This is a genomic window from Chryseobacterium lathyri (assembly GCF_003290185.1).
GTDB lineage: Bacteria > Bacteroidota > Bacteroidia > Flavobacteriales > Weeksellaceae > Chryseobacterium > Chryseobacterium lathyri.
The window spans coordinates 40,992-65,613 of record NZ_QNFY01000005.1 but is presented as its reverse complement, the minus strand read 5'-3'; the positions used below and the strand labels follow the sequence as shown (position 1 = coordinate 65,613).

Sequence of the window (24,622 nt, the reverse complement as noted above, 5' to 3'; positions counted from 1 at the left end):
CTATATCGTAACCTCACATTCTGAACCGTGAAAATGAATGGCCAACTACTAAATTAACAGCTGACCATTCACAATTCACACTTAATTGCTCTTCTTCCCTACTCATAATCCGGCATTTCGCCGTTGGTGAAAAGAGATGTTCTTGAAAGATCGGTCATGGAACTGTTGAGATCAATGACCATTACATTCTTCTGCGAGATATTGTCATTGGAGGTATTCATAAAGATCACTTGAGCATTATTCGGAGAAAATCTCGGATCAAGGTCATTGGTTCCAAGCGGTTTTTCGCTTTCCGCAGAAATATCATAAACGGTATCGTTTACCAGATTATAGATAAAGATATGGGAATCCAGCTGGCGGTAATTTCCGCTGCCATCCTGATATCCTGACATATCCCTGGTGTACACAAGCATTTGGCCGTCCACAGAAAAATTCAGTCCGCCTGCAGCTCCGGATAATCCTGACACAATAGTTTTCAAGATACTTCCGGTCATATCAATCACATATATTTTTGTATTGTAGCCGCTGTAGTCATTCGTTTTTAAGGCAATCCTGCTTCCGTCATAGCTCCAGTCGCATTCAGAGATCATGCTTCCGTCAGGAGTTGTGTAAACTAGCGTCAATCCGCTTCCATCCTTATTGATCCTGTATAATTTATTGAAGTTTGCATAAAGAATTTCCTGACCGTTTGTACTCCAGGCAAAATCCATTTCATAATTATTAAATCCTGCAGCAGGCACTGTAGTAACCTTAAAAGGATTCGATCCGTCAGGATTCGCTGTGTAGATATGGCTACTTCCGCCTTCCGTCCGCAAAAATGCGATCAATCCGGCATTGTTATTTTTCCTTGGTCTCCAGCTGTTGTAAGATGGATTGGTAAACTGGAATTTATTTCCCTGTGCATCACTTGACATAATTACAAAATTTCCGTTCTGCTTCTGTACATAATGATACCGGTTGGCCGGAACCGTATTGGTGGTAAATTTACTGATGGAGCTTAAAACTGGCGGGTGAATGCCGTCCGAAACAGACACCTGCCAGAAGTAACTAACACCAAACTTCAAATTGGACAACGAATAATGATTCGCAGCCAAATCATTAACCTGGATTACATTCGTATCAAGGTTATTTTTAATTGTTAAACTATATTTTAAAACATCGGCTGTGTCGGGATCAGTAGCGGTCCACGTTAGCTCAACATTTAAGGGTTGATTCACCGCATTGTCTACCGGACTTAGCATCTGCGGTGCAGAAGGAGGAGAGTTGAGCGATTCATCATCGTCCATTTCAAAAACCACGGTGACAACCTGGTTTTCGTTTTGTATATTAACACCCTGAAAATTGGTGATATAGCCGGATAGTTCTGCTTTCACAGAATAATTCCCAACAGGCATCGCGGCAATTTCAAATGTGCCGTCTGTCCCGCTGAAAACCGTCTGCGTGGTAGGTGCTGTAAAAATTTTCACATTAGGAATAGGCACATTGGTACCTCTTTTTACAACTTTTCCTTTCAATGATCCTGTCTGAGCCTGTTCTATAAGGTCTTCATTACATGAAAACAGACAAAAAGTAAGGATGAATATGCTGAGTATTTTAATTAAAGTTTTCATAGTTCATGTTTTATTTGTTTCCAAGGTAAAAATTGATTCCAAGAGCAAACCGAAGTGCCTGATCTTTTCTTTTCCCGTTTACCATCCCCTCCCAGTCATCTTTAAAACCAATATCATATTGAGATGAAGCCCGGATTGCCATGTTATTTCCTATCATATATTCCAGCCCGCCGCCAACCTGGCCTTTGTATTGAGGCTTGTATTTTGAAAGCATAGCTCCCATTCCACCGTAAACGTATGGGCTGAATCTGTATTTCGGAAACAGAAGAAATTCAAGATTAAGCTCAGGAACGATATAATTTCTTTTAATAATATTTTGATTTTCTAAAGTGAAATAGCTACCACTGGCTTCAATATTTAAATTAGGGTTTATAAAATATTTTACGCCTGCTTTTCCGCCGACATTCATTTTAGGATTTACATAATCATCTTTGATTTTCTGAGCTTCTATATTGGCAAAAAACGAAATTTTCTTTCTGTAATTCTCAGGAAATTTATTACCAACCGTTCTTCCTACATTTTCTTCCTGCTCTCTGTTGTAATCATTGATCAAATTCTGATAACCCGTTAAGTTTTCAGATGATTTACCCCATATTTTATCTCTGATGCCTTCAACAATCAAAGATCTCACTGCTTTTTCTATTGCTTCAGTTACTGCAAGCTGTACAGGTTCGTTCTGTGTAAGACCAACCTCTGCTTCCAGCAGCCTTTCTGTATCAATATATCTGAAAAAGCTTCCGTTCACGCTGGTGGAGAGAATGGTTTTAGAAATATAAACCGTTTTAAGAATTTCACCGTTAAGGGTTGAGACGGCACGCAGATAAATAGTGATTCTATCCTGGCGATACTGTGTAGAAGCTCCTATTCCGAAGTATCTTGCACCCAGCCCTCCGGTCATGACATTGCTGTCATAAGAAATCACGCCACCTTCGAGGAGAATTCCTGCATAGAGAAGAGGTGGAAGGGACTGGCTGTTTTTATCAGCATCTTTCATATATTCCTGTCTTGTGGACCGGATGATCTGTCTCTCGTTTAAAAGATTGGCAATGTTTTCTCTTTCAATGGGGATAAACCACCGGCTGTCTTCTAGTGCTTTGATCAGGATGGTGGTAGTTCCCTGTGGAACAGCCGTACTCCAGTTGTTCCCGTTTTCGGAGGGTTTATACTGGCCGGTCTGGTCCCTGAATTTGTACACGCCGATGACAATTTTTTCTTTGGGAAGAGGAAGGTTCCTCAATTCTGCAGTAGAGGCTGTAAGTTCTCCCATGGTAGATCTTTCAGGATCGGAAGGAAGTCCCAGGATAGAACTGCAGGCCTGCATTAAGCATAACAGGAGTGTCCAGAAAAAAATTCTGGTGTAAGTGTAAGTTCTCATGGTAAGTTTGGTTTTTTAGTTATTTTTTATTTTGGAATTACGATCTCGGACTGATCGCCTGAACTGGTATCCAAAATATTGATCAAAAGTCCCTGGGCTGTAGTAGTAATCTGCAGATAAAGCGATCCGAAAAGATAATTCCCTGGCTTTAAACTACCCTCCCCGAACTGATCTTCAAATAATTTTCTGGACAGCTCGCTCAGTATCTGCCTATTCAGACTCTGGCTGAAACTGTCGAGAGAATTAACATTATCGAGCAAACTGCTGTAATCATTTTTTTCATCAAACTGATTCTGAGCATTTGCTGAACTTAAAAGCCACTGATAATTGAAAGTATCGCCTCCGAATGCCGGATTGACAGGCTTATAAACGAGCTGCTGAGATTTTCCGGAGAAAATACCCGCAATAAAGATTAAAATAATGATAAAAGTTTTCATGGCGGACGTTTTTAGTAGATAAATTCATTTTTAATAAGATTTTTCTTTGCATTAAATTCTTTGATATATTTTAAGCTGGCTGCCAGCTGTTCATTCAGGTAATCTTCGTTTGGATTGGTCATAAAGCTGTAAATTACCTTATCATCGATCTGGATATTGATCTGCCCGCTGGTACCGCGAAGGGGAAGTTCGGAAATGGTAACTGCACCATTGCTTTTGTCAGGAAGCTGGCTGTACTGAATATAAAACAGATCATAAAAGTCTTTTCCTACCTTTGTTTTAGTCTCATCAATAGTAAGTCCTTTCAATTCAAAAACTGCATCTTCTTCTACTTTAGCCGTTTTTTTTCTGAAAAGGTCATTATTGAGTTCCAGGCTGTCTTTCGCAATCAGTTTCTGGGTTTCCTCATCTTTTACATAAAGAAAAACTTTCAGAGCATCTTTTTTTTCAAGATTAACATTGATCTCGGATAAAACTTTTACTTCATTGGGATTAATGGAGAATTTTCCGCTTTGCTGATTATTGGACAGGTTTCCGGCACTTCCTTTTTTAATGGAGATCAACAGGTAATTCAGTTCTTTGTACACTGCCGTATTATTGGTAACAACTGCTTTGAGCCTGATCTGATTTTCAAGGATACTGCTTTCGATCTTTGCATTCACTTTTCTATCTTCCTGCCCATTAATTATTACAGACAGGAAGATAAATAAAGTGCACAGTCTTAAGGAATACGAAAATTTCATCACTTGTGTTTTAATAATTTCTCATGAAAATGGTTTTGTTGTCACCTTTTACATTGATCTGCATTCCGTCTGAAACAGTGTTACTTCCTGTAATATCGATGATATTATTATTTCCCTGAGTGGTAACTGCTGTTTTGGTCTCTTTATCTGTAAAAGAATTGATAAAATAGAGTGTATTGAAATCCCCCATCTGCCATACGGCAACATATGTTCTGGCATTAAGAGAAAATTCCGCATTGTTGTAATCTCCTATCTGAATAATACTGGAACCGTAAAGTCCCTGCTGCTCTGTCTGCTGTCTTGCGATAAGATAAAGAACCGTATTGCTGTTGAGTTTATCCCAGTCTACTTGCTGTGCCTGTATGCACAGTACCGCAAAAAGTGTAAAGGCACCCCATCCCAGTTTAAGCATGATATTAATTTTAATAAAGGTATATGAATAGAGTATCCGGAAAAACACACCCAGCAGGTAGAAATATAAAATAACGGTTTGTGGGTATGTTTATCATGAAAAGCTTAAAAAAGGAGAGAACTGCGGCCCCTCCTTTTATTTTAGATTACAATACATATTAATTGGATTGGTTAATAACCATTGAATTTCCGTTGCCCAGCTGGGTTCCTACATGAATGTGAGAATCTCCGCTTTGGGCTACCCAGCTAAAGTTACTGTTACCCATCTGAACATCGATTGCGGTATTGGAATCCCCTAACTGAAGTTGATATAATTGGTTGCTGTTTCCAACCTGTACTCCCACAGACATATTATCATCCCCAATCTGAACTGCAGCAGCAATATTATTGTTACCTACCTGATCGTTTGTGGCACTGTTATCATTTCCGTCCTGATATTGTACTAAAAGGTTAGCATTACCTACCTGAAGACCACTTGCGTCATTTCTTCTTCCAAGCTGAATTTGGTAAGCATCATTGCCATTACCTAACTGAATAGCAGATGCATCATTTCTTCTTCCATCCTGATATTGTACGACAGCATTTCCTAAACCCAGCTGTGTAGAAGATGTTTCATTTCTTCTTCCGATCTGAGTCTGTTCTGTAGAGTTAAATGCACCAAGCTGCCAGGTAACTGCAGAGTTTCTGTTTCCCATTTGGCTTACTTCATTGGTATTGCCAAGACCTGTTTGGTCTACGTCGATTGAGTTTCTGTTCCCGATACTTTCAGCAGTATTGATGTTCAGAACACCCACCTGATCTATGTCTGTCGTATTCCGGTTTCCATCCTGTGCAAGAGAGTTGATATTGAAAAGCCCTGTCTGATCAACAGTAGCAGTATTCAAGTTTCCAATCTGGGCAGTTACATCAATGTTTGATTGTGCGAAGCTGAAACTCATGGCCATTAGTGTAAAAACACCGGTAATAAAGTTTTTCATTTTGATAAAAATTAATTGGTTAATAGTATGACAAAGGTATATGCTAAACCAAAATGAAAAACCACTGCTAAAGTGTAAATTTTCAAAATCACGGTTTACCGTTCCCGATGTAACTGTTTACCGTTTTCTCTGTGTAACGTGTTTCAGTTACGTAAAAATACGGTATATTATCACATTGATTTTCAAATAAATACATGAAATAACTCTAATTATACAGAATAACAAAAACACTTATTCTATCAATCCCTTAATTTTAAAATTCTTGAATTATTAAATCTTTTAATCCTTTTCAATGGTTAATTAATGTTAATGCCTATTCTTTTCTTCAGTATATATTGCTAAATTTGAGGTATGGAAAGTTTTGGAAAAGATTTATTGAGGAAAATTACAAATGTAGAGCTCCCGGGAATAAATGCCCATGGAGTATTTTCACCCCCTTCCCGTCCTGTATTTACGTATGATGAAGTGTTGGCAAAAAATCCAAAATTTGCAGCTGTTAATATTGTACTTTACTTAAAAGATAATGAATGGTATTTCCCGCTGATCCAAAGAACCATTAACGAGCACGACAGACACAGCGGACAGATCTCTTTACCCGGCGGCAAGCGTGAGGAAATGGATAGGGATTTTGCTGAAACCGCAGTACGTGAAACTTCGGAAGAGATTGGTATAGACAAGCATTATATAAGGGTAATCAGGGAGATGTCTCCTATCTATATACCACCGAGTAATTTTTATGTTTATCCCTACATTTCATATACTAAAAAGAACCCGCTTTTCGTTCTTCAGCAGAGTGAAGCGGTAGAAACTATAGAATTTCCTATCACTTCTTTTCTCAGCCTGCCGGATAATCCTGAAATTATGGCCCTGCCAAGTGCTGCCGGACATGAAGTGCCGGTTATTAATTTCAACGGATATATCATCTGGGGCGCTACAGCAATGATATTGAGCGAGTTTAGCCAGTTGTTGAAAAAAATGTAACTTTGCACTACCGTGTTTAATTAAGAGATGGCGAAGAAAAATATTTTCACCGATGCATTCGGAACACCTTATTTTTTAAAAAGGTTTATCATTTTTATTTTAGGAGTTGTATCCTACAGAAGGTTCAACGGCTTTAATAAATTGAAGATAACCGGTACGGAACACCTTGTGGATCTTCCCGATTCCAACGTGCTTTTTGTGTCTAACCATCAAACTTATTTTGCAGATGTAGCTGCCATGTATCATGCATTCTGCGCTGTGAACAACGGATATCTGGACACCATTAAAAACCCCATCTACCTGCTGAACCCAAAGATCGATTTTTACTATGTAGCAGCAGAAGAAACCATGAATAAAGGGATCCTTCCTAAAATTTTCAAAATTGCAGGGGCCGTAACGGTAAAAAGAACCTGGAGAGCGGAGGGTAAAACAGTCAACAGAATGGTAGATCTCACGGAAGTTGACAATATTATGAAAGCTCTGGACAACGGCTGGGTAGCTACTTTCCCTCAAGGTACTACATCTGCTTTTGCTCAGGGACGAAGAGGTACAGCCAAACTGGTCAAAAATCAGCGCCCGATTGTGATTCCTATCAAGATCAACGGGTTCAGAAGGGCATTTGACAAAAAGGGCCTCCGTGTTAAGGTTACAGGCGTAAAACCTACCATGGAGTTTAAAGCACCTCTGGATATAGATTATGACAACGAAAAGGCGCCTGAAATTTTATTGAAGATCATGACTGCTATTGAGCAGACAGAAGATTTCAATGTACTACACAATTATGATGAAGAACTTAAAGCTAAAAAATTAGAACAAAAGGATTCAAATAATTAAAGTAAGTAGAAAATTATGAACAAAATATTAGGGATCTTATTCACGGTCTTGGTATTAGTTTCGTGTAACAGTCAGAAAGTATATTCAGATTTTGATATAAGCTATTCCAGAAGCGGAGGCTATGCTCCCAGGTACGAGAATTTACTCATCAAAGGTAATAATGCACATTACTCTCTAGAGGAGTCGGGGAAAAAATACAAACAGGACTTTAAAATTTCTGATGAAGATTTAAAGAAACTGGACCATACTCTTTCCCAGAACAATTTCAGAAGGATACAGGAAGACCACAAAAAGCTGTATGATCATGTAACCACTTCCATCAATGTAAAGAAAGGACCAAATGAAGGCAGCAAGTCTGACGCCAGCATGATGATGCCGAACTTTACGACAAACTGGGACAATATTCTGAATGCTTTCCAGGAGGTCATTAATAATAATGTTAAAAAAAACAATAAATAAAGTTGAAAACCCACTTCATTGCTATCGGCGGAAGCGCCATGCATAATCTTGCTATTGCATTAAAAGACAAAGGATATCAGGTAACAGGTTCGGATGATGCTATTTTTGAGCCTTCAAGATCCAGACTGGAAAAGAAAGGAATTCTGCCACAGGAAATGGGCTGGTTCCCGGAAAAGATCACTGCGGATATTGATGCAGTTATCCTTGGAATGCATGCGCATCAGGATAACCCTGAGCTGGCAAAGGCAAAAGAGCTGGGTTTAAAAATTTATTCATATCCTGAATTCCTTTACGAACAATCAAAAAATAAGACAAGAGTGGTCATTGCCGGATCACACGGTAAAACAACCATTACTTCCATGATTCTTCATGTGCTGAACTTTCACCGGAAAGATGTAGATTTTATGGTGGGTGCACAGCTGGAAGGTTTTGACTGTATGGTAAAGCTAACACAGGAGAATGATTTTATGGTGCTGGAAGGTGATGAATACCTTTCCTCTCCTATTGATCTCCGTTCAAAGTTTCTTCTCTACCAGCCGAATATTGCTTTAATGAGCGGCATTGCTTGGGACCATATCAATGTATTCAAAACGTTTGACGATTATATAGATCAGTTCAGAAAGTTCGTTGCCAGCATTACTCCCGGCGGTGTTCTGGTCTACAATGAAGAAGATGCAGAAGTGGTAAAAGTAGTGGAAGCGGCCGAAAACTACTTCAGAAAAATACCTTACAAAACTCCTGAATATGAGATCAGCAATGGAAAAGTGTATCTAAAAACTGAAATGGGAGACGTTCCTCTTTCCGTTTTCGGCGCTCACAATTTGCTGAACATGGAAGGGGCAAGGCATATCTGCCGTCAGCTGGGTATTATGGATGAAGATTTCTACGAAGCCATTATGAGTTTTAAAGGAGCTTCAAAACGTCTCGAAAAAGTAGAAAGAGAAGATCAGGGAGTTCTATACAAGGATTTTGCCCATGCGCCAAGCAAAGTAAAAGCTGCGGTAAAAGCTTTCTGTGAGCAGTTTAAAAAAGAAAAAAAATACGGATTCCTGGAGCTTCACACCTATTCAAGCTTAAATCCGTTATTCCTTGAGCAATATGATCATGCTATGGACGGCTTGGATGAAGCCATAGTCTTCTATTCTGAAGATGCATTAAAGATCAAAAGAATGGAACCTATTTCCCCGGAATTCATTAAAGAAAAATTCAAAAATGATGCCTTGAGGGTATTTACCAATGCCGAAGAACTGCATGCCTATTGGCAAACTCTGGATAAAACTGACGGTGTTTTCCTGATGATGAGTTCTGGCAACTTCGGAGGATTAGATCTTACAAAATAATATTTTCCACATCAATTAAAAACGTTCTTTATTTGAAGAACGTTTTTTTATTTTAATTTTTATTAGTATTCCCTATCTTTGGAAACAATCTACTTATTTTATATCATCCTCAAAATAAAATAATTACAGAACATTATTATATTATTAAGTAGATGTCATATCTATGTAACACTTTATTTTTATTACTGTTTTGTCTAAAACAAGTATTCTTGCATCACAATTATGCAAAGAAAATATAAATGACAAACAACACACAAAGACAGAGCAAAGGAATTATTTTTTTTATAATAATGGGGTTATTTTCAGTCCTTTCTTCATGTCATCAAGATGATGATCCAGAGCTTAAAGAATTTAATTTTAAATGGTATTACAAAGTAAAAGCATCTCCTGGTTCTGTTATAACTAATATTATTTATCAGAATCCTAACCCTAATGGTGTCGAGCCTATTTCAGTTACAGGAATTAACAGTACTTCATGGACGAGTTCAGAATTTGAGTATAAGACAATAGCTCCGGCACCTGGTAACGTTAGCCTCCCTACAAAAATTAAAGCAAAGGCAATAGGTCTTAATGACACTTCCACTTTGAATGTTGAGATTTATGTAAATGGAGTTTTGGTAAAAAAAAGCATAGATATTGGACAGATTCTTACCGCTTCAGCAGAATATTAACATTTTAGCAGAATATAGAGTTCTTTTTGCCTCTATCACCTCTTATTATTGATCAGAAATACAAAAACCATCTTTGGAACATTCTTAAAGGTGGTTTTTTTAAAACAATTCAGGGTATTCCTTCATTATTTACAGTGTTTAAATATGTAAATAATTTCAGGAAATAATTTCAGCCTGATGAATAAGCTTTTCCAATATATCCTCAGTAGAAAGTTCACTGTAATCGTGAATTGATTGTCCAGCCCAGATGCCTACAAAATCAGGATTATTCAATGTTTTTGAAACCCTGCGCAACTCATTCGTCAGCTTATTCTGATAGGGATAAGGCAGAATGTAGGCTGAGTTTTCAAGAGTTTCGATGTATTTATTTTTGATTCCTCTCGCATACCGGCCCGAAAAGCTTTTCGTCAGGACAATGTCCTTTTCTGTTACATTTTTCAGTCTTCCTTTTTCAAACGGCTGTAAAGCACTTTCCTTTGATGCCAGCAAGATGCTTCCAACCTGGAATCCCTGTGCTCCAAGTTCTTTTGCTGCCCTCAAAGTTTTTCCATTATAAATACCGCCTGCATAAATGAGCGGAACTTTCACATGATTATATACGTTAGAAAATAAAGACATTCCTCCAATTTCAGAAATAATATCAGCATCAAAAGATCCTCTGTGACCTCCGGCTTCAATTCCCTGCACGCAAATGATATCAATTCCAGATTTCTCCAGAACTAAAGCTTCTTCCACAGAAGTACAGGTTCCTATAAGGGTTATTCCATGTTCTTTTAGCTTCTGAATGCTTTTACCATCCAGATTTCCGAAAGTAAAACTCAGAATCTTACAGCCTTCTTCAATAATAGCATCTATCTGCTCAAGATAGCCATTCACTCTGATCTCTTCAGGATCAGGAAGCTGAACTTCTACATTATTTTCTTTTGCAAGCTGGGTAATAAACTGTTTGGTTTTAACAAATTTTTCTTTCAAAGAATCTGTCAGCTCAGGAATATGGTGGACAAAAATATTGACAGCAAACAGCTGATCTGTCAGTTTTTTGGTCTCTCTGATGAGCTCAGCAGATTGAGCTGCAGAAAGATCTGCTAATGCAAGCGATCCCAGACATCCGGTTTTTGAAGCTGCAGCAGTCATCTGCGGAGTACTTACCCCAAACATCGGAGCCTGAATTACAGGATATTTTACATCAAAAATTTTATTGAGTGTATCCGGCCAAAACATAAGAATTATTTTTATGTAAAATTTACAAAAATCTAATGATATGTTAAGTTTATAAAGCATGATATTGCTCACAAACACCTACAGATGAATCTTTTACTTCTCCTTACGCAGTTCCTTATATTGCTCTTTCATTTCAGGATCGAGTTTTTCTATAGCATAAGAAAAAGTAACAGCAGGCATTGCTTTCGCATACTGATCAAGAAAATCATACAGTCTTTTGGGATTTTTCTTTCCGGCTTCCCTGATCCAGCTTCCAACTGCTTTATTTACCAGCTCATGAGGGTCATGAACAAGAATTTCTGCAATCTTAAAGGTATCTTCAACATCATTTTTTCTGATAAAAGCATGCGTACTGACAACGGCCGTCCTTCTTTCCCAAGGGTTTTCAGATTCAGCCAGCTGGTACAAAATATTTCTTGACTTATCAATCAGATAGTTTCCGATAATATTCCTGGCTCCACGGTCTACAAAATCCCAATTGTTTAAACGGTCGTGACGCTGTAAGTACAGATCAAATAGTTCTTTTTTCTTTTCTTCCGATGTTTTTTTATTCCCCGCCTGAAAACTCATAATACTCACTGCACCCATTCTTACTTCGTAGAAATCATTATCGAGAAGCTTATTAATTTCTTTCAGCGGTAAAGCAGAAAATTCTTCTGCCGTTTTGAAAACATCCCCGAACTTAACTCCAAAATGCTTTGTACTACCATCATTTCCTTTAAAAAATTTTTCAACCTTGTCTATTTCTTTCTCATTTCTGAAAGTGGAAAGTTTTTCTATGAATTGTGCTGCAGTCATGATTTTATCTAATTTAAAAAAAACACCCGCAGATTAAACTGATTCAGCAGATTGTTGTATTAAATCTGTGTTCCGTTTGATCTGCGGGAGAGATAATAGGGAAATATTATATTAAATATCTGCTACGGATTTCAACATCTTTTCTTCCCATTCAGGGTCTTTAGGATCAAAGAACAGTCTTTTGCCTGTATCTAAAGAACGGACAATATTCATTTCCTCTTCAGTCAGTTCAAAATCAAAAACATTGAAATTTTCTTCAATTCTTGAAGGCGTTACAGATTTCGGAATGACAACAAAGCCTTCCTGAAGGTGCCATCTCAGGATCACTTGAGCCACAGTTTTATTGTATTTTTCAGCAACCGCTTTTAGCTGGGAGTTGTTTAAAAGATCTGCATTTCCGTTTCCAAGAGGGCTCCATGGCTGCGTTACGATATTGTTTTCTCTGTCATATACCTGAAGCTCCTTTTGCTGAAAAACCGGATGAAGCTCAATCTGATTGATTACAGGATGAACCGTTGAATTGGCTTTCAATTCTTCTAACTTCTCTACCGTAAAGTTACATACGCCGATAGCCTTGATCTTTCCTTCTGCATATAATTCCTCCAAAGCTTTCCAGGTTCCCAGGAAATCGCCATATGGCCAGTGGATCAGGTACATATCCAGATAATCCATCTGCAGCCTGTCCAAAGTTCTTTGAAAGGCTTTCTTTGCCTTTTCATAACCATGATCCTGAACCCAGACTTTTGAAGTAATGAACAGCTCATCTCTGTTCACTCCGCTGTCTTTCACCGCCTGGCCCACTGCTGTTTCGTTCTGATAAATAGCTGCTGTATCAATCATTCTGTATCCCGTATGAATGGCTTTTACCACTGCTTTTTCACATTCATCCAGATTTTCCATCTGCCATACTCCAAAGCCCAAAGCCGGAATATCCACTCCGTTATTTAAGGTCACTACAGGCTGCCCTGCATATGTTTTCTTTTGCATAATTTCTTTAATTTAATTTTTGATATTAATGTAAAGCCTAACAAATTTGCAATAAAAAATTGGAATCCTGCTTACCATTTTTACTGTTTTTAAACTAATTAGAGGCTGTTGATAATATTTCTCCATTTCACAACTCTTTCTAACTTCTAGTTTCTAACTTCTAACCTAATTTCCCTATTTTTGCAGGAAACTCATAACAATGTCCCATCAAATCAGGCTGGCTAAAGCTGAAGATTATCCAAGAATTATGGAAATCTGGGAATCTGCTGTAAAAGCAACCCATGATTTCCTTACTGACGAAGATTTTAATTATTTTAAAGAAGCTATTCCAAGAGACTACCTCCCGCATCTTGATGTTTACCTGATTTCGGAAGATGGTGAAGCAAAAGGTTTTGCCTCTGTAGTTGAGGATAATCTGGAAATGCTTTTTATTCATGATGATGTGCGGGGAAAAGGATATGGCAAAAAACTTTACGAATTTATGAAGGAGACTACAGGACTGACCAAAGTGGATGTCAACGAACAGAATCCTAAAGCTATTGGGTTTTATGAAAAAATGGGTTTCAAAAGAGTTGGAAGATCGGAGAAGGATGGCTCAGGAAAAGATTATCCACTTATTCATATGAGTCTGTAATGAAAAATCTCGTTTTTAATAAGCTAGAACCGGGAACGAATATTCCGTATGAATTACTGTTACTTGCTGATGAAACTATTGAAGCCATTAACCAGTATATTTTTGATTGTATCGTTTATGTTTTAAATGGCGGCTTTCAGAATATTGCTGTAATGGCGCTGCACCCAAACAGCAGTACAGAATTGGAAATCAAAAACATAGCAGTTATTGAAAGCTACCGAAGCCAGGGAATTGGCAGTATTCTTATTAATAAAGCGAAAGAAATAGCCAAAGAAAATAGCTATGCAATTTTAACTGTAGGAACTTCAGATACAGGTTTCCAACAGATTAAATTTTACGAAAAAAACGGCTTTATAAAAAAGGGAATACGTAAAGATTTCTTTACAGACCATTACCCATTCCCTATTTATGAAAACGGATTACAGATGCGCGACATGGTTGTTCTTGCCCATGACCTTTCTGAATAGCCCTTTGATATGATCGATTTCAGACTGGTAATTTGTTTTTTTTCTGCAGCCGAAATAGAGCGTATTTTCCAGTTTTTTTTCACCTTCCCAGATCATTTTGACATCCCCGTTCTCTATTTCATTTTTACACAGAAAATTGGGGATAACAGCCAGCCCGGTCCCACCTTTCAGACAGCGGATAATGGAATTTAAATTCGGGACTATATAATTGGGACGGAAATTCGGTTTATGCCCGAAATTCATGATCCAGAACTGGAAAAGATGCTCCATATCACCTGTCGTTCCGTACCATTTTTCCTGTTTCAGCCATTCTTCGGCATGCTCTATTCCTTTGGTATCGAGTGTTTTCCGGAAGCTTTCCGTATCTATATCTTTTCCGCCTACAAGAATGATCTGCTCGGAAGAAAATGCCTCATGTTCGATATTAGGTGAAACTCCTTTTTTGGGTGTAATAATCAGATCCAGAATCCCTTTATCCAGCTGATCCAGCATTTCGGGATATTCTCCAAAGCTGATGATCAGATTAAAAGGTAAAGTAGAAACATACTGCTCCAGTGTAGTCTGGAAGGTCTCAAAACACATTCCCACACTGATGGTAGGAGTCAGTTTTTCAGTGGATTTCTGAAAATTTTTCTCTACATCTTCCAGCCTGGAAATCGGTTCAGAAACAGCATTGAATAATACTTTCCCTCTTTCGGTAGGGATCATTTTCCTTCCGGTTCTGTCGAATAATTTATATCCTACATACGCTTCCAATGAGCTTAAATGGAGACTCACGCCAGGTTGTGAAATGAACAGGGAATCTGCTGCTCCTGTGAGGGTTCCGGTTTTATATATCGCTTTAAAAGTGCGGTACCATTCTAAATTGACCATAACTTTAATTATAAATATTCTGATACAAAATTACAAAATAATTATAATACTGATGTTTTTTCATTCTTCAGAAAGGAAGCATAATAATTGGGAATCCCGCTTTCTTCGATAGCAAAAGCAGTTTCTTCAATAGGATAAGGAATTTGAATAATCTCCGGCAGCATATAATCTTCTTCTATCGTCAGAATCAGGTAGGATGCCAGGCGGTTTTCTTCTTTGGAACGGCCTACAGATCCGCAGTTAACAGCCCATCCTTTAGTTTCAAAATATTTTTTAAATGATAAATGGGTATGTCCCATTACAACGATATCAGACTGGGATTCTTCCAGCATATCTATAAAAACCTTATTATTCTCAGATTCATACAGGTAAATATCATTATTCAATAGACCTGAATGTACCAATTGAATATTCCAGTGCCGCTTTCCTACTTTATAGTTTAATTTTATATGAAAAGATAATCCTGATAAAAACGTTTTATTCTTGTCTGTAATATACTTTTTGGAATGACCAATAGCTATAAATCTGGCTTCTGTTTCTTCCGGTGAATGTTTTGGCAAAGGAACAACAGGGATATCGAAAGCAATTCTTTCGTCATGATTTCCCATAAGACAGGGAATATTCAGATATCTGATCTTTTCAATCACTTCATTTCCCCAGGGGGCAAAATCAACCAGATCACCCAGGCAGAATTTCTGCGTAATTCCTCTTTTCTCCATATCCTCGAGCACAGCATCCAATGCGGGAAGGTTTCCATGTACATCACTAAAAATGGCAATCCGTATCATATTCATTCTATTTCATAACAAAATTACAGGAGAAGTCTGACAACAGGATCAACCGGCTATATGATATTTAACCATGAATGAGACATCCAACTATCATTATTCTAATAATTACTTATAATTTATACTATTTTTATTATACAACACCTGAATGTAACTTTGCATCATAAAATTTAAACAATCATAAAATGAAAAAAGTATTGATCATTAACGCAGGGCAAAATTTCGGACATTCCGGAGGAAAATATAATGACACGATTGCAGAAAATACACTTGCAGTACTTAAGAAATTTGAAAATATAGAAGTAAAAACCACTCAAATTGCAAATGGTTTCGATAAGGATGAAGAAGTAAAGAAATTTGTCTGGGCAGATTTTATTATCTACCACACTCCGATCTGGTGGTTCCAGCTTCCCAACGGATTCAAGAAATATATTGATGAAGTTTTCACAGCCGGTCATGCCAAAGGAATTTACATGAGCGACGGAAGAAAAGCTGAAAACCCGGAAATCAACTATGGGACCGGAGGAATGCTGGGCGGAAGAAAATATATGGTAACCACCAGTTGGAATGCGCCTGAAACTGCCTTTACGCTTCCCGGAGAATTCTTCAATGAGACCAGCGTAGATAATGGACCGCTATTTGGATTCCATAAAATGAATGCTTTTGTTTCTTTGGAAAAAATGGGAAGTTTTCACTTCCACGACGTAGAGAAAAACGCCAATATAGAACGTGATATGAAACTTTACAGAGACCACATTGAGCAGGTTTTTGAAAAAGAACTTAAACCACAATTAGCCTAATGAAAAAGATATTAATAACTGGAATCACCGGTTATATCGGGGGTTCCGTAGCCAGAAAGCTGGCAGAACGAAGCTACAGTGTTATAGGGCTTGTCCGCAATGCAGAGGCAGCAGAAAAATTAAAGCAGGCAGGAATTGAATCCATTATAGGCAATATACATGACGAAGCTATTTTGAATGCTGCCATTTCCAATGCTGATGCCATTATCCATACTGCAGATTCTGCGGATGATGCCTATGCAGCAGACAGTTTCATCAATGCGCTGGAAGGAACCGGTAAAGCCTTTATTTTTACTTCAGGTTCAGCTATTTTCGGAGGAAAAGAGAACGGAGAAAAAAATGATTTTGTTTACACAGAAGATATTCCTCTGAATCCCAGGCTTGAAATGGCATCAAGAGTGCTGATTAATCAGTACATACTTCAATCTGCCAAAAAAAATATAAGAAGCATCGTCATTGTACCTACCATGGTTTATGGCGAGGGACTGGGTTTAAAAAAAGACAGCATTCAGCTTCCGGCTCTGATCAATTTTTCTAAAGGCAAAGGATTTGGAGCTTACTTTGGGAAAGGCGAAAATATCTGGTCGAACCTCCATATCGAGGACCTTGCAGATCTGTATGTACTTGCATTGGAAAAGGCAAAAGCAGGTTCTCTTTATTATGCAGAAAACGGTTCTTCCACGATCAGAAATCTGGCAGAAAATATAAGCAGACAATACAATTTACAACCGGCACAGTCTGTCAGCATACATGAGGCAGTCAATACATTTGGTCCTGCGGGAGGGTATTTTGGATTTGCCTCAAACAGTTTGTGTAATTCGGATAAGGCCAAAACAGAACTGGGCTGGAATCCCCAATATCAATCCATCGAAAATTTTATTTAATATGAAAATTTATCTTACAGCAGTTATCAAAGCCAAAGAAGAATATCAGGCGGAAGTACTGGAAACCCTTCAGAATATGGTTCAGGAAACAAGAAAAGAAGAAGCCTGTGAACTTTACAGCCTTCACCAGGGAATTGAAGATAAAAACCATTTTATTTTCTATGAGATCTGGAAAAGCGAAGAAGGGCTGGCACAGCATAACCAGCAGCCTTATATTCAGGCTTTCGGGGCTATTATTGACGAGAAACTACAGGAACAACCACAAATTTATACCACCCATATCCTTTAATATGAAAAAATTAACATTTTTATTTTTAGCCTTACTTACTGTGGGGTTTATACAGGCACAACACCAAAAATCTAAACTTATGAAAAAGAAAATTTTGTTTGTCGTAACAAGTCATGACAAAAAAGGAAGCACCGGCGAAGACACCGGATATTATCTTGGCGAAGTTTCCCATCCATGGGAAGTGCTTCACAAAGCAGGATATGAAATTGATTTTGTAAGCCCAAAAGGCGGAACTCCTCCGGTAGACGGATTTGATTTAAAAGATCCCGTAAACAAAGAATTCTGGGAAAATACGGAATACAAAAACAAAATCGATCATTCTTTACAGCCTTCTCAGGTAAATCCAGACAATTACAGCGCAATTTTCTACGCAGGAGGTCATGGCGCCATGTGGGATTTCGCAGATAATACAGAATTGGCAGGTATTGCTTCAAAAATTTATGAGAATGGCGGTATTGTATCGGCAGTATGCCACGGTCCGGCCGGTCTTGTGAATATTAAACTGAGCAATGGAAAATATCTTGTAGACGGCAAAAAAATCAATGCCTTTACCAACGAAGAAGAAGCTGAAGTAAAGCTTACCAATGTAGTTCCTTTCCTTCTGGAGGAAAAACTGAAAGAAAGAGGGGCAAAATTTGAAAAATCAGGGCTTTGGCAGAACCATGTAGTAACGAACCAGAGAGTGATTACCGGACAAAATCCACAGTCTGCAAAAAGCGTAGGTGAAGCTATTTTAAAAGAACTTAGTAAATAATCAATTCATTAACCACAAAAGAATAAAGCTTTTGCCTTTTGTGGTTAAATTTTTAAATACAACTTATTCAAAACAAAAATGGAATACAGAAAATTAGGAAATACAGAACTGGAACTGTCTGCTATTACTCACGGAGCATTTGCAATCGGAGGAAATATGTGGGGCGGAAATGAAAAACAGGATTCCATCAATTCAATTCATGCCTCTCTGGATCACGGCGTAACTTCTATTGACACGGCACCCTTCTATGGATTCGGACTCAGCGAAGAGATGATCGGAGAAGCTATTAAAGGAAAAGACCGTACAAAAATCCAGCTGCTGACCAAATTCGGGCTGGTATGGGACGGGAGCAACAACGGAAAAGGAGAATTTTTCTTTGATGCTGAGGATGAAGGAAAAACCTTCCCGGTTCATAAATATGCTTCAAAAGCCAATGTAATAAAAGAAGTAGAAGAAAGTTTAAAAAGACTGGGAACAGATTATATCGATCTTTTACAGCTTCACTGGCCGGACAGCACCACCCCGATCTGCGAAACAATGGAAGCTATGGAACTTCTTATCCAACAGGGAAAAATTCTTGCAGCAGGAGTCAGCAATTATACCGTTTCACAAATGCAGGAAGCTAACAGAACTCTTCATCTGGCGAGCAACCAGGTTTCTTACAGTATGCTGAACAGGGCTATTGAAGGCGATCTGGTCCCTTATTCTTTAGAAAATAATTCAGGAATTATTGTTTACAGCCCGATGGAAAGAGGTCTTTTGACCGGAAAATATTTCAAAGAAGATAAATTAAAGGATAACGACCACAGAAACGGCTATTTTTCACAGTTTGATTTAAATAAAGTGAAAACTTTCCTGGAAAAAATAGAACCTATTGCTAAGGAAAAAAACGCCTCCCTTTCACAGCTGGTATTACGCTGGACTACCATGCAGCCGGCAATTACCGTTGTACTGGCAGGAGCCAGAAACGCTCAGCAGGCTATCGAAAATGCCCAGGCTATGTCCATTGAGCTCTCTCAGGACGAATTGAATTTCATCAATACAGCATTGAGCGAAATTTAATCTGATACTGCAAGTGAACTCTTTCAGATGAAACAGTTTGCTGCTTTTCTTTCTTTCACCCCATACCTGATAAAAAATGAAAAAGAATCTGATCAAAATGTTCGGATTGGTTACTCTATTGACCATTACCAGCATCGCTTTAAAAGCGCAAAACCAAAGCATCAATCCTGACGATACATCATGGTACCCTTCTGTTTATGGGGCACATGACGAAATAGGAGCTGCCAATCTGCTGACCCCGGAAGTTGTAAAACAAGCCATAGGATTAGTAAAACAGGGTAAAACACTTCCTTTGGCTGTAGCTATTGATAAAAATCTTCCGGCTTTCAGACACAGAAGTTTTAATTTATACAATATCCAGCCTGGTGAACAGGGCGGAAAGAGCCTTGGACCGAATAAATTCACTTTCAATGATGAGCTTGTGAATGGATGGACCGGGGTGGGAACCCAGCTGAACGGCATTGGCCACATCGGAATTGACAATACGTATTACAACGGAAATAAAGCCGCTGATTTTGTAACTGTAGAAGGAGTAAAGAAACTTGGTATTGAAAAAGTGCCTCCTCTTGTTACCCGGGGTGTGGTTTTAGATATGACCGCTCACTATGGGAAAGCAGTAGTTCCGGGTGGTACGAAATTTACAGCAGAAGATATTAAAGCCGTTTTAAAGAAACAGGGAATTACCCTCAGAAAAGGTGATATTGTCCTGTTCAATACCGGATGGCTGGAACTGATCGGAAAGGATAATCAGAAGTTTTTAGAAACCGAGCCGGGAATTGGTATGGAAGCTGCGCAATGGCTTGCTGAGCAGGGAATTGTTGCCTTCGGAGGAGATACCTGGGCATCAGAGGTCTATCCCAATCCGAAATCCAAGGAAGAATTTCCCATCAACCAGTTCATGCTGGCCAAAAAGGGAATTTACAATCTTGAACTGATTGACAGCCGTCCATTGGTAAAAGACAGGATCTGGGAGTTTCTGTTTGTTCTGGGACAGCCATTGTATGTGGGATCCACACAGGTAAATATCAATCCTGTTGCAATCTATTAGAATCCTGATCCATAAAAATAAAATAAAATAGCCTTTCAGTTTTGAAAGGCTATTTTGATCATAAGTTTTGCCAAAAATTATTTTGGAACTTCCAGATGTGTACTTACCGCTATTCTGTTCCATGCATTAATGGTCACAATAGCCATGATGATCTGTGCAATGGCTGCCTCATCAAAGTACTGTTTTGCCTTCTGAAATGTTTCTTCTGTAAGGCCTTTATCGCTGATCAGGGTAATTTCCTCCGTCATCGCCAAAAGAACCTGTTCTTCTTCTGTGAAAAAATCTTTCGCTTCTCTCCAGCCGTTAAGGATGAAAATTCTTTGAGTTGTTTCACCATATTTAAGGGCATCTTTTGTGTGCATATCAAGGCAGAAAGCACATTTGTTGATTTGTGAAGCCCTGATCTTAATTAACTCCTTTTGGATGTGGTTGAGTGAAATGGTCTGAAGGTATCCTTCCAGTCCAAGCATAGCTTTGTAAGCCGCTGAATCTACGTTGGCAATATTTAATCTTGCGCTCATACTATTATTATTTATGGGTTAAACGATCTATACTAAAAAAATATTTTGGCTGAACCGCCAGTAAAAATGCTCCGGCACTTCCTACCCAGACAGAGTAGTCAAGCGGTGCCTTAACTCCCAGTGCGATTGTCATGGACAGTGCAAATACCAGCAGTAAGAAACCCGCCCCATAGGCTGCAATCCTGATTTTCCAACCCACGAGAAGCATTAAAGGGAAAATAATTTCAAAAAAAGTAGCAGCATAAGCCGAAACAATACTTAAAGATTCAGGAAGGAAACAGGTGAGTTTTCTTGTATATGCCTCAAAATTTGCCCAGTTTCCCCAGACTGAATTGGCACCCCAGAAACCGAACCTGTCCGCCACGGCAGAAAGCATGGTTACAGCAAGAGCAAGCCTTAAAAATAGCTGTGGAAACTTGATATTTTTGTCTGTCATGATACTGGCTTTTAATAACATGACAAATTTCCGACTTATAATTGGTAAAAATCTTAAACTGGTTTAAGAACGTAATTTTGCTCTGATTTCGCTCAGGTATTCCGGAGTAAGGTTTAAAAAAGAAGCTATTAAATACTGTGGAATTCTCTGGATAAACCAAGGGTAAAGCGTACTGAAATGTACATATAATTCTTCTCTGGACATCTCATACAAATAACGGATCCGTCTTTCCGAAGCTGCATAAGCTCTTTGATAGATCATTCTGAAGTAGCGTTCCATAACGGGATGTTTTTTCAGCAGAAGCTCCTGCTGCTGCTTGTCTATCATAAGAATGGTAGAACGCTCCACCGCCTGGATACAAAAATCTGATTTGATCTGTCTTTCATAAGCGAAAGTATCCGTGATCCACCAGTTTTCTATGGCAAATTCAGTAGTCTGCTCCGCCCCTTTTTCATTGATAAAAAATTTCCTCAGGCAGCCTACAGACACAAAATACATCGATTTACAGATCTCCCCATTAAGCATCAGGTTCTGCTTTTTCTTCACTTCCACTTCCTTAAAAAAAGAAAATATGGAAGCAAACTCTTCATCCGTAACCTTTATAAATTTGTTTAAATGTGCTTTGAAACTGTCCATCTTTGCAATTAAGTAACCAAACTTAACTTTATTTTTTTAGTTTTACAATGTCAAAAACATTAAAATCATGGAACTTGTTGCTAAAATTCTGATCGCCATCGTTGCGCTGGAACATATTTATATCCTGTGGATGGAGATGTTCGCCTGGGAAACCAAAGGGAAAGAAGTATTCAAAGCTGCATTACCGGCAGAAATGTTTAAGCCTACGAAAGGATTGGCGGCCAATCAGGGGTTGTATAACGGTTTTCTTGCTGCAGGGTTAATCTGGTCATTTTTAATAGATGATCCTAAGTGGCAGGATAATATAGCATTATTCTTTTTGGGATGTGTAGCTGTAGCCGGAATTTATGGAGCTATTTCTGCAACAAAGAAGATATTTTTTGTGCAGGCTTTACCGGCAATACTCGCTATTATTGCTGTGCTTTTGAAATAGTCTTAAATTGTCATTGCGAGGAGCAACGCGACGAAGCAATCTCAGAAACAAATACTATTTTGAGATTGTTTTTACTTTAAGGTATAGTGATAAATAAACTTTTTTGTTTAATATTTTTTATCTCGCAGATTGAGCAGATTTCTTTATTTGCCGAATATTTCTGTAGTGGGATCATCTTTCAATTTTTAAATACTTAATCTTTAAATCAACTAACTCATCGATTCTTTGATCTTTTCCCTGTGAATAATCCCCCAATTCACAAGCGTTTCAGTGACCGGTAGAACTGATTTTCCGTATTCTGTAACCGCATACACTACTGTAATGGGTTTTGTGTCCTGGATTGTTCTTGTAATGAGAAGATTGATTTCCAGCTCTTTCAATTCTTTACTGAGCATTTTGGCAGAAATTCCATCAATTCCCCGTTGCAGTTTTTTAAAATGAATCTGCTGGTCTGTCCTGTTCGTCAGATAGCGTAAAATCATCAGCTTCCATTTTCCACCCAAAACATCCAGGCTGTCGCGCATTGCAAACAGTTCTTCTGTGCAGCTTGCTTCTCTTTCTATGCCGTTTTCAATAATTTTTGCCATAATAGTTTCATTAAGGTAACTAGTTACCAATAGTTAACTGGTAGCAAATATAAACCATTCTCACTTTACATTTGTGTATCAAATTTACTGATATGAAAGTTATTGCATTAAATAAAAATTTCCAGCTTGAAAATGCTGTGTTCGAAAAGCCAACTCCAAAAGATCATGAAGTCTTAATTCAGATCAAAGCGAGCGGTTTTAACCCGATTGATTACCAGATGATTGAGAATGAACTTGAACGAAGGCTGGTCAGTTCACCTATTTTAGGCCGTGAGCTGTCCGGTATTATTGTGGAGAAAGGAGCTGCCGCCCATCAGTTCAATATCGGAGATGAAGTATTCTGTGGAAGCGGATCCATGGGAAGCAATGGTTCTTATGCCGAATATATTGCCGTTCCGGAAGCCATCGTCGCACTGAAGCCTAAAAGCATTTCTTTTGAGCAGGCCGCTGCCATTCCTTCGGCAGGACTTACCGCACTGCAGACCTTCAAACGTTTGAAATTAAACACTGATGATACAATTTTAGTAACCGGAGCAACGGGCGGAGTTGGTGCTTTTGTTATTAAATATTTAACGGCAAATGATTTCCACAATGTTGTGGCAACTGTTGGAAGTGAGGAAAACAGACAAATTCTATTGAAAATTGGTTTACAAAATCATCAAATCATCAATTATAAAGAAGAAAATCTTGTTGCCAATCTTTTAAAAGCTAATAACAATAAGCCTTTCGATTTTGGAATCGATCTCGTGGGAAATTATATGTCCGAGGTCACAGCAGATGTCTTAAAAATTAATGGAACCTATGCCGATGTTACCGCCCTTATCACAAAAGATGCCCATGAAACCCTTTTTAACAAAGGAACTGTAATCGTGAATATTTCCAATTATTCCTATACCATGAGCAAGGATTATCAATATTACAAAGGAAATCTGGAGGAAATCTCTAACCTTATTGAGACCGGAATTATCAGCCCGCCTCAATACAAAACAATCGGTAATCTTTCTCTGGAAACAGTTTTGAAAGCCCATTCCATTCTTAAAAATAATCAGACCCACGGTCACAAACTCATCATGAAACATGAATAAAATACCCAGACGCGTTGTCACCGGAATCAAAAACGGGAAATCTGTCATTATAGAAGACCAGCAGACAGAAAACGTAGTGGAACATCTTCCGGGGCTTATCATTTCAGATATTTGGAACACGCAGAAAATGCCGGCAGCACTGGATCTTGAAGCAAAAATTCCTAACACAGGATTTCCGCAAACTCCAAAAAACGGGACTTATTTCCGTTACGTTGTCATTCCACCCGATAAAGATCTCGGAATGGAATTTAAAGCCGGAGAACCTCATCCCATGATGCATCAGACGCAGACTTTAGATTATATCATCATCCTTTCCGGTGAACTTTACCTGATCATGGAAGAGGGTGAGACTTTGCTTAAACCGGGAGACATTGTCATACAGAGAGGAACCAATCATGCCTGGAGCAACCGGTCGGATGAGCCGTGTATTCAGCTCGCGGTACTTATTGATGCTGATAATTCAATTTAAAGATTTTCTGTA

At 38.4% G+C, this 24,622-nt stretch carries 31 protein-coding genes; 16 read left to right on the top strand and 15 right to left on the bottom strand.

Annotated elements, in window-relative coordinates; translation table 11 throughout:
- Positions 1-98 precede the first annotated feature (98 nt).
- The 6 genes from DRF61_RS07945 to DRF61_RS07920 form a co-directional block, all read right to left on the bottom strand.
- Complete coding sequence (locus DRF61_RS07945) at positions 99-1,610, bottom strand: carboxypeptidase-like regulatory domain-containing protein (RefSeq protein WP_111955782.1); 1,512 nt, start codon at positions 1,608-1,610, stop codon at positions 99-101.
- A 10-nt stretch (positions 1,611-1,620) separates the two neighbouring features.
- A complete protein-coding gene (locus tag DRF61_RS07940) occupies positions 1,621-2,985 on the bottom strand; it encodes a CsgG/HfaB family protein (RefSeq protein ID WP_111955780.1) in 1,365 nt (454 codons plus the stop codon).
- Positions 2,986-3,011: 26 nt separating this feature from the next.
- Positions 3,012-3,422 (bottom strand): curli production assembly/transport component CsgF, encoded by a 411-nt coding sequence (locus DRF61_RS07935; protein ID WP_111955778.1) that lies wholly within the window; start codon positions 3,420-3,422, stop codon positions 3,012-3,014.
- Positions 3,423-3,433: 11 nt separating this feature from the next.
- Positions 3,434-4,165 (bottom strand): curli-like amyloid fiber formation chaperone CsgH, encoded by a 732-nt coding sequence (gene csgH / locus DRF61_RS07930; RefSeq protein ID WP_111955776.1) that lies wholly within the window; start codon positions 4,163-4,165, stop codon positions 3,434-3,436.
- A gap of 10 nt (positions 4,166-4,175) precedes the next feature.
- Positions 4,176-4,577, bottom strand: a complete 402-nt coding sequence (locus DRF61_RS07925) for a hypothetical protein (RefSeq protein WP_111955774.1) — start codon at positions 4,575-4,577, stop codon at positions 4,176-4,178.
- Between the two features lie 157 nt (positions 4,578-4,734).
- The gene (locus DRF61_RS07920) at positions 4,735-5,553 is read right to left on the bottom strand and encodes a hypothetical protein (RefSeq protein WP_111955772.1); all 819 of its coding nucleotides are present in this window, start codon (positions 5,551-5,553) and stop codon (positions 4,735-4,737) included.
- A gap of 351 nt (positions 5,554-5,904) precedes the next feature.
- On the opposite strand from DRF61_RS07920, the gene DRF61_RS07915 reads away from it, so the two are divergent.
- The 5 genes from DRF61_RS07915 to DRF61_RS07895 all read left to right on the top strand — a co-directional run bounded on the left by DRF61_RS07915 (position 5,905) and on the right by DRF61_RS07895 (position 9,838).
- Positions 5,905-6,534, top strand: coding sequence for an NUDIX hydrolase (locus tag DRF61_RS07915; protein ID WP_111955770.1), 630 nt, complete (start codon positions 5,905-5,907; stop codon positions 6,532-6,534).
- A gap of 27 nt (positions 6,535-6,561) precedes the next feature.
- Positions 6,562-7,368 (top strand): lysophospholipid acyltransferase family protein, encoded by an 807-nt coding sequence (locus DRF61_RS07910; protein WP_111955768.1) that lies wholly within the window; start codon positions 6,562-6,564, stop codon positions 7,366-7,368.
- 15 nt (positions 7,369-7,383) lie between these two features.
- Positions 7,384-7,827 (top strand): hypothetical protein, encoded by a 444-nt coding sequence (locus tag DRF61_RS07905; protein WP_111955766.1) that lies wholly within the window; start codon positions 7,384-7,386, stop codon positions 7,825-7,827.
- Between the two features lie 2 nt (positions 7,828-7,829).
- On the top strand, positions 7,830-9,167 hold the full coding sequence (locus DRF61_RS07900; protein ID WP_111955764.1) for a UDP-N-acetylmuramate--L-alanine ligase: 1,338 nt from the start codon (positions 7,830-7,832) through the stop codon (positions 9,165-9,167).
- Between the two features lie 290 nt (positions 9,168-9,457).
- Entirely contained in the window at positions 9,458-9,838 is a 381-nt protein-coding gene (locus tag DRF61_RS07895; protein WP_146896883.1) for a hypothetical protein, read from the top strand.
- 156 nt (positions 9,839-9,994) lie between these two features.
- Here DRF61_RS07895 and DRF61_RS07890 read toward each other — a convergent pair whose 3' ends face one another.
- From DRF61_RS07890 to DRF61_RS07880, 3 genes are all read right to left on the bottom strand, one after another.
- A complete protein-coding gene (locus DRF61_RS07890; protein WP_111955760.1) occupies positions 9,995-11,059 on the bottom strand; it encodes an NAD(P)H-dependent flavin oxidoreductase in 1,065 nt (354 codons plus the stop codon).
- A gap of 93 nt (positions 11,060-11,152) precedes the next feature.
- Entirely contained in the window at positions 11,153-11,857 is a 705-nt protein-coding gene (locus DRF61_RS07885; protein ID WP_111955758.1) for a DNA alkylation repair protein, read from the bottom strand.
- Positions 11,858-11,968: 111 nt separating this feature from the next.
- The gene (locus DRF61_RS07880) at positions 11,969-12,844 is read right to left on the bottom strand and encodes an aldo/keto reductase (RefSeq protein WP_111955756.1); all 876 of its coding nucleotides are present in this window, start codon (positions 12,842-12,844) and stop codon (positions 11,969-11,971) included.
- Positions 12,845-13,043: 199 nt separating this feature from the next.
- On the opposite strand from DRF61_RS07880, the gene DRF61_RS07875 reads away from it, so the two are divergent.
- Complete coding sequence (locus DRF61_RS07875; RefSeq protein WP_111955754.1) at positions 13,044-13,478, top strand: GNAT family N-acetyltransferase; 435 nt, start codon at positions 13,044-13,046, stop codon at positions 13,476-13,478.
- Positions 13,478-13,945, top strand: a complete 468-nt coding sequence (locus tag DRF61_RS07870; protein ID WP_111955752.1) for a GNAT family N-acetyltransferase — start codon at positions 13,478-13,480, stop codon at positions 13,943-13,945. The genes DRF61_RS07875 and DRF61_RS07870 overlap by 1 nt, the downstream gene beginning before the upstream one ends.
- Here the strand turns inward: DRF61_RS07870 and DRF61_RS07865 are convergent.
- Both DRF61_RS07865 and DRF61_RS07860 read right to left on the bottom strand, forming a co-directional pair.
- Entirely contained in the window at positions 13,898-14,818 is a 921-nt protein-coding gene (locus tag DRF61_RS07865; RefSeq protein ID WP_111955750.1) for a LysR family transcriptional regulator, read from the bottom strand. The two genes, DRF61_RS07870 and DRF61_RS07865, sit on opposite strands and share 48 nt — an antisense overlap.
- 41 nt (positions 14,819-14,859) lie before the next feature.
- Entirely contained in the window at positions 14,860-15,606 is a 747-nt protein-coding gene (locus tag DRF61_RS07860) for a metallophosphoesterase family protein (RefSeq protein ID WP_111956223.1), read from the bottom strand.
- 185 nt (positions 15,607-15,791) lie between these two features.
- On the opposite strand from DRF61_RS07860, the gene DRF61_RS07855 reads away from it, so the two are divergent.
- From DRF61_RS07855 to DRF61_RS07830, 6 genes are all read left to right on the top strand, one after another.
- A complete protein-coding gene (locus DRF61_RS07855) occupies positions 15,792-16,406 on the top strand; it encodes an NAD(P)H-dependent oxidoreductase (protein ID WP_111955748.1) in 615 nt (204 codons plus the stop codon).
- Positions 16,406-17,290: an NAD-dependent epimerase/dehydratase family protein gene (locus DRF61_RS07850; RefSeq protein ID WP_111955746.1), complete on the top strand. Its 885-nt coding sequence runs from the start codon at positions 16,406-16,408 to the stop codon at positions 17,288-17,290. The genes DRF61_RS07855 and DRF61_RS07850 overlap by 1 nt, the downstream gene beginning before the upstream one ends.
- A gap of 1 nt (position 17,291) precedes the next feature.
- Positions 17,292-17,579: a putative quinol monooxygenase gene (locus DRF61_RS07845; RefSeq protein WP_111955744.1), complete on the top strand. Its 288-nt coding sequence runs from the start codon at positions 17,292-17,294 to the stop codon at positions 17,577-17,579.
- 79 nt (positions 17,580-17,658) lie between these two features.
- Complete coding sequence (locus tag DRF61_RS07840; protein WP_111956221.1) at positions 17,659-18,333, top strand: type 1 glutamine amidotransferase domain-containing protein; 675 nt, start codon at positions 17,659-17,661, stop codon at positions 18,331-18,333.
- 78 nt (positions 18,334-18,411) lie between these two features.
- On the top strand, positions 18,412-19,395 hold the full coding sequence (locus DRF61_RS07835) for an aldo/keto reductase (RefSeq protein WP_111955742.1): 984 nt from the start codon (positions 18,412-18,414) through the stop codon (positions 19,393-19,395).
- Between the two features lie 76 nt (positions 19,396-19,471).
- On the top strand, positions 19,472-20,443 hold the full coding sequence (locus DRF61_RS07830; RefSeq protein ID WP_111955740.1) for a cyclase family protein: 972 nt from the start codon (positions 19,472-19,474) through the stop codon (positions 20,441-20,443).
- 77 nt (positions 20,444-20,520) lie between these two features.
- Here the strand turns inward: DRF61_RS07830 and DRF61_RS07825 are convergent, their stop codons facing one another.
- From DRF61_RS07825 to DRF61_RS07815, 3 genes are all read right to left on the bottom strand, one after another.
- Positions 20,521-20,964: a carboxymuconolactone decarboxylase family protein gene (locus tag DRF61_RS07825; RefSeq protein WP_111955738.1), complete on the bottom strand. Its 444-nt coding sequence runs from the start codon at positions 20,962-20,964 to the stop codon at positions 20,521-20,523.
- A 7-nt stretch (positions 20,965-20,971) separates the two neighbouring features.
- Entirely contained in the window at positions 20,972-21,400 is a 429-nt protein-coding gene (locus DRF61_RS07820) for a DoxX family membrane protein (protein WP_228452515.1), read from the bottom strand.
- A 63-nt stretch (positions 21,401-21,463) separates the two neighbouring features.
- On the bottom strand, positions 21,464-22,036 hold the full coding sequence (locus DRF61_RS07815) for a Crp/Fnr family transcriptional regulator (RefSeq protein ID WP_111955734.1): 573 nt from the start codon (positions 22,034-22,036) through the stop codon (positions 21,464-21,466).
- A 67-nt stretch (positions 22,037-22,103) separates the two neighbouring features.
- Between DRF61_RS07815 and DRF61_RS07810 the strand changes: the two genes are divergently transcribed.
- Positions 22,104-22,469, top strand: coding sequence for a DUF1304 domain-containing protein (locus DRF61_RS07810; RefSeq protein ID WP_111955732.1), 366 nt, complete (start codon positions 22,104-22,106; stop codon positions 22,467-22,469).
- A 209-nt stretch (positions 22,470-22,678) separates the two neighbouring features.
- On the opposite strand, the gene DRF61_RS07805 is transcribed toward DRF61_RS07810, so the two are convergent.
- Positions 22,679-23,056, bottom strand: a complete 378-nt coding sequence (locus tag DRF61_RS07805) for a winged helix-turn-helix transcriptional regulator (RefSeq protein ID WP_111955730.1) — start codon at positions 23,054-23,056, stop codon at positions 22,679-22,681.
- Between the two features lie 92 nt (positions 23,057-23,148).
- Here DRF61_RS07805 and DRF61_RS07800 point away from each other — a divergent pair, with 92 nt between their 5' ends.
- The gene (locus tag DRF61_RS07800; protein ID WP_111955728.1) at positions 23,149-24,141 is read left to right on the top strand and encodes an NADP-dependent oxidoreductase; all 993 of its coding nucleotides are present in this window, start codon (positions 23,149-23,151) and stop codon (positions 24,139-24,141) included.
- A complete protein-coding gene (locus DRF61_RS07795) occupies positions 24,134-24,610 on the top strand; it encodes a cupin domain-containing protein (RefSeq protein WP_111955726.1) in 477 nt (158 codons plus the stop codon). The genes DRF61_RS07800 and DRF61_RS07795 overlap by 8 nt, the downstream gene beginning before the upstream one ends.
- Positions 24,611-24,622: the final 12 nt, after the last annotated feature.